The sequence below is a fragment of the Phenylobacterium sp. genome (assembly GCF_044371015.1).
In the GTDB taxonomy this organism is placed as follows: Bacteria; Pseudomonadota; Alphaproteobacteria; order Caulobacterales; family Caulobacteraceae; genus Phenylobacterium.
Genome location: NZ_JBILUK010000239.1, coordinates 1 through 4,813 on the forward strand (window position 1 = coordinate 1; position 4,813 = coordinate 4,813).

At 70.9% G+C, this 4,813-nt stretch carries 4 protein-coding genes and 1 pseudogene; 2 read left to right on the plus strand and 3 right to left on the minus strand.

The annotated features are described in order from the left end of the window. Window positions 1–92 precede the first annotated feature (92 nt). Window positions 93–1,631 (plus strand): response regulator, encoded by a 1,539-nt coding sequence (locus ACIQ3R_RS15340; RefSeq protein ID WP_397419730.1) that lies wholly within the window; start codon window positions 93–95, stop codon window positions 1,629–1,631. Between the two features lie 42 nt (window positions 1,632–1,673). Beyond that, complete coding sequence (locus ACIQ3R_RS15345) at window positions 1,674–3,395, plus strand: AmpG family muropeptide MFS transporter (protein ID WP_397419731.1); 1,722 nt, start codon at window positions 1,674–1,676, stop codon at window positions 3,393–3,395. Between the two features lie 9 nt (window positions 3,396–3,404). Here the strand turns inward: ACIQ3R_RS15345 and ACIQ3R_RS15350 are convergent, their stop codons facing one another. From ACIQ3R_RS15350 to ACIQ3R_RS15360, 3 genes and pseudogenes are all read right to left on the minus strand, one after another. After that, a complete protein-coding gene (locus ACIQ3R_RS15350) occupies window positions 3,405–4,235 on the minus strand; it encodes a serine protease (RefSeq protein ID WP_397419732.1) in 831 nt (276 codons plus the stop codon). Window position 4,236: 1 nt separating this feature from the next. Beyond that, a complete protein-coding gene (locus tag ACIQ3R_RS15355) occupies window positions 4,237–4,656 on the minus strand; it encodes a DUF350 domain-containing protein (RefSeq protein ID WP_397419733.1) in 420 nt (139 codons plus the stop codon). Window positions 4,657–4,672: 16 nt separating this feature from the next. Further along, window positions 4,673–4,813, minus strand: a pseudogene (locus ACIQ3R_RS15360) (23S rRNA (adenine(2503)-C(2))-methyltransferase RlmN); the annotation flags it as partial.

Here is a 4,813-nt window from a genome sequence, read left to right on the forward strand (position 1 = left end):
CTTTGGCCGTCCGTCTACTTTAACGCGTGGTCGGTCGCCGAATCGACGCGTTTGACGGTGCGTTAAGCGGTCGCCGCCTAGGGTTTCACGCCATGCGTAGACCCACCCGCCCCCTCTCCGAACGCCGCCCGGCCCGCGCCCAGATCAGCGCCGAGCAGCTCGCCTCGCTCAGCCACGAGTTCCGCACGCCGCTCAACGGCGTCATCGGCATGGCCCGGCTCCTGGAAGGCACGCCGCTCTCGGCCGAGCAGCGCGCCTATGTCGCCGCCCTGCACGACAGCGGCCAGCACCTGTTGGCCCTCGTCAACGACGTGCTCGACTTCGCCAAGCTGGGATCCGGCGCGGTGGAGCTGCGTCCCGCGCCGTTCGGCCTGGAAGGCCTGCTGCGCGGCGTGGCCGAGCTGCTGTCGCCCCGCGCCCGGGAGAAGGGCATTGAGATCGCCTGGGCCGGTCCGGCCGCGCCGGTGCGGCTCCACGCCGACGAAGGGCGCCTGCGCCAGATCCTGCTCAACTTCGCCGGCAACGCGGTGAAGTTCACCAGCCAGGGCGGCGTGCTGATTGGCGCCTCGGTTCCCAAGCCGGGCCGCCTGCGATTCACGGTCGAGGACACCGGACCTGGTGTCTCGGCTGCGGACCGAGACCGCATCTTCGAGGCCTTCGCCCAGGCCGACGCCTCGCACGCAGATCTCGGCGGCGCCGGGCTCGGGCTGGCGATCGCCCGACGCCTTGCCCGCGCCATGGGCGGCGATGTGGGCGTCGAGGCGGCGCCCTCGGGCGGCGCGGCCTTTTGGTTCGAGGCCGACCTCGCGGCGCTGCCCGGCGCGCCGGTCGAATCGTCCCTGGCCGGTCGTCGGATCGGCGTCGCCTCACCCAACCCCGTCATCCGCGAGGCCGCGCGCCGCCAGATCGAGGCCTGCGGCGGCCAGGCCGTGGTCACCGAGACGCTTTCCGAGGCCGTCGCCGCCACACGCATCAATGAGGTGATCCTGGCTGACGCGGCCCTGACCGAAGGCCACGGATCGCTCAGGCCCCCGTCGCGCCGCGCCACCATCGTGCTGCTGGCCCCGGACGAGCGCGACGGCATCGACCGCTATCGCAATGCCGGATTCGCCGGCTACCTGATCAAGCCGCTGCGCCGCGTCTCACTGGCCGAGCGGGTGCTGATCGCCGCCGGTGCGCAGGTCCAGGCCGAAGCGCCCCGGGAGGATGAGCGGATCGCCACTGCGGCGGCGCCGGGCGCCCGCATCCTGCTGGTGGAAGACAACCCGATCAACGCCCTCCTGGCCCGGGCGCTGCTCGGCCGCGAAGGCTGTGACGTGGAACATGCCGTCAGCGGCGAAGAAGCGCTCGCCGCCTGCGACGCCAGCGCCTTCGACCTGATCCTGATGGATATGCGCATGCCCGGTCTGAATGGCGAAGAGACGGCGCGGCGCCTGCGATCCAATGGGCTCGAGACCCCGATCGTGGCGCTGACCGCCAATGCCTTCGAGGATGATCGCCACGCCTGCCTGGCCGCCGGCATGAACGACTTCCTGGTCAAGCCGCTGTCTCCCGACGCCCTGCGTGCGGCCCTCACTCGCTGGGCGCGCCCCGGGTTTACGCAGGCTCCGGCGCACGCCAAGGTCGGCTGATCGCGGCGGAGCGGGAAGCGCGCGCCGCCCGCCGGAGCGCCCATGCCCGCTGACGACGCCGCGAAACCTCGGAAGGGTCTGATCCAGGCCCTCGCCGTGTTTGGCGAGCGCCGCGCGCTGGTCATGCTGGCGCTGGGGTTCGCCTCGGGCCTGCCCAACCTGCTGATCTTCGATACGCTATCGCTCTGGCTGCGCGAGGCCGGGCTGTCGCTGCAGGTGATCTCGATCTTCGCGCTGGCGACGCTCTCCTATTCCTTGAAATTCCTCTGGGCGCCGCTGGTCGACCGCACCGCCGTCCCGGGCCTGACCCGCGCGCTTGGCCACCGGCGCAGCTGGATGCTGGTGCTTCAGGGCGCCCTGATGTTGGGCCTCTGGGCGATCTCCGGCGTGGACCCGGCCCGGGACCTGGCGCTGATGGCCGCCTTCGCCGCCCTGGTGGCCTTTGTCTCAGCGACCCAGGATATCGTCATCGACGCCTGGCGGATCGAAGCGGCGGAGACCGAGAAGCAGGGCGCCATGGCGGCGGCCTACCAGTGGGGCTACCGGATCGCGATGATCACGGCCGGCGCCGCGCCGCTGATCCTGGCCGAGACCTATGGCTGGAGCGCCTCCTATGCGGCGATGGCGCTGCTGATGCTGGTCGGCGCGGCGGGCGTGCTGGCCGCGCCACGCGAGGCGGCCCATGTGGTCCGGCCTATCCCCACGGAGGGCGTTCCCTCGCGCCCGGCGCTGGAACTTCCGGAGTGGGCCGGACGACTGGCGATCTTTGCGCTGGGCGCGCTGATCCTGGGCTCGGGCCTGGCGGCGGACGCGACCCTCATCGGCGAGACACTGCGCGCCGTGGGCCTGCCCGGCGCGGGCGAGGCTTTGGTCGCAGCGTGGAAGCTGAAGCCGGAGGGCGTCTATCTTCAGCTTCTGGCCGTGGCCGCGGGGCTGGGCGTGATCGTTCTGGCCATCTGTCCCCTTCCAGGGGCCAAGACCCGGCCCGGGGTCTATCTGTTCGCCGCCTTGGGGGATCCCCTGCGCGATTTCCTGGTGCGCTATCGCGGCGCGGCGGCCCTGATCCTGGCGACGATCTGCCTCTATCGGCTCTCGGACTTCGTGTTGAACATCATGAACCCGTTCTACGCCGACCTCGGCTTCACCAAGATCGAGATCGCCGAGGCGCGGAAGGTGTTCGGCGTGGTGATGACCGTGCTGGGCGTCGGTCTGGGCGGCATTCTGGTGGCGCGCCTGGGCCTGTTGCGGGCGCTGGTGGTCGGCGCCTTCGCTGGTCCCCTGTCGAATCTCGCCTTCGCCTGGCTGGCGGTGCAGGGGCCGGAGCTGTGGGCGCTGTTCGTGGCCATCGGCATCGACAACGTGGCCAGCGGCGTCGCCGGCACCTGTCTGATCGCCTACATGTCGAGCCTGACCTCCGCAGGCTTCACCGCCACCCAGTACGCGCTGTTCTCCTCGCTCTATGCGCTGCCCGGCAAGCTGGTCGCCTCGCAGTCGGGACGGATCGTCGAGGGATCGGCCGCCGTCGCCGACGCCGGCGGGCCGCTTGCGGCGCTCAAACCGCTGTTCGGCGCCCTGCCGCCCGAGGCCTATGCCGAGGCCATGGCGCGCTCAAGTGTCTCCGCCCCCGCCCTCGGCGTCGGATACCTGCTGTTCTTTCTGTACTCGGCGGTGATCGGCGTCGCAGCGGTGGTGCTGTCGTTTCTGGTGCTGCGAAGGAGCGCGGCGTTGACCCCAGCAGGAGGCGTTATCGGCGACGCCGACTGAGGGGGCTTGCTACCGGTCGAGACAGACCACCTGAGCCACCTGCAGCTCGCGGCGCAGGTCGTCGGCGACGCGGAAGTAGTTACCGGGCGTGATAGGTTCGCTGATCGCCTGGCCGTCGGGCCGCCCGCCGGCGGAGCTTATGGTGGCGCGCGTTATCTCCGGGGCGGTGGTGTAGATGCGGCCCCGGCGCGGGCTCTCGGCGATCGTCACGCCGATCACCCGGCCCTGACTGTCCAGCGCCGGCGCCCCGGAGAGACCGCCGAGCGTGCCCTTCAGGCCCTCCGTCCGACCGGTCTCGGCCCAGACCAGCACAGGCTCCGTGCGCGCGCCGCTTCCGCGCACCACCAGGTTCTCGCGCCCGAGCAGCCGGGAGCTGGCTTCGCCCGGTGCGCCTTGCGGGAATCCCGGATGGAACGCCCTCTGGCCTCGCCGCAAGGGTTCGGTCAGCCCCAGAGGCAGCGCCGCCGCGCCCCCTTCAGTGGACAGCACCGCAGCCTCGCCGCGCGGATCCAGGTGCACCTTGACCTCGACGCCGGTGTCCGGCCCGACGATCACCACCGCCTTGCGACAGCCCTCGACGACATGCCGCGCGGTCAGCCACATGCCGTTGCGAGCCACCGAAAACGCCGTTCCCGAGGCCGGGCCCGCCTTGGTCGGCACGTCCACCACCACGGAAGGGTCAAAGGGCGAGGCCGGGCCCAACGCTTCGACGAGCGGGTCGGAGCTCTTGGGCGGGGGCGGCGGGGCGTCGGCGCGTTCATCCCGGCCGAGCGCGGCGAACAGCACCGCGATCACCACCGCAGAGTAGACCGCCCAGTCCGGCAGTCGGGGGAATCGCATCTCAGCTACGGGCCGCGGCGATCACCAGGGCGGTGGCGATCTTCGCGCCCACCAGCAGGGCCGCCGCCGAAACTTCGCCCGCCTGGATACGCGTCGGCAGGCCGCGCAGAATCAGGTCCACCAACCGGAACACCAGAAGCTGCAGCACCACCGTCACCGCGCCCCACAGCGCGATTTCTATCACATTGGTCGAGGCCCGCAGCGACGCCGACAGCGGGATTGCCAGCCCGATCAGAACCCCGCCCAATGACAAAGCCGCGGCGGTGTTGCCCTCGCGGATCAGGGCGATCTCCTTGTGCGGGGTCAGCAGCACATAGACCGCCGCCGCCGTCAGCAGGATCAGGATCGTTACGCCCGCATGGGCGAGAAACACCGGGAATCCGGACGCGAAGGCCTGGATCTCGGGGGAGGGAATCGGCATGGCGCGTCTCTCTCGATCAGGTCTCGGCGACAGCCTTGCGCCGGGCGCTGGCGCGCAGCTTCTCACTCTCACTCTTCAGCTGGCCGCAGGCGGCGAGAATATCGCGACCGCGGGGCGTGCGGATCGGCGAGGCGTAGCCACCCCGGTTCAGGATCGC

Bases quoted from the DNA above. Each gene is read 5' to 3' on its own strand.
- ACIQ3R_RS15355 (WP_397419733.1), bottom strand. From the start codon at position 4,656: ATGCCGATTCCCTCCCCCGAGATCCAGGCCTTCGCGTCCGGATTCCCG.
- ACIQ3R_RS15340 (WP_397419730.1), top strand. From the start codon at position 93: ATGCGTAGACCCACCCGCCCCCTCTCCGAACGCCGCCCGGCCCGCGCC.
- ACIQ3R_RS15350 (WP_397419732.1), bottom strand. From the start codon at position 4,235: ATGCGATTCCCCCGACTGCCGGACTGGGCGGTCTACTCTGCGGTGGTG.
- ACIQ3R_RS15345 (WP_397419731.1), top strand. From the start codon at position 1,674: ATGCCCGCTGACGACGCCGCGAAACCTCGGAAGGGTCTGATCCAGGCC.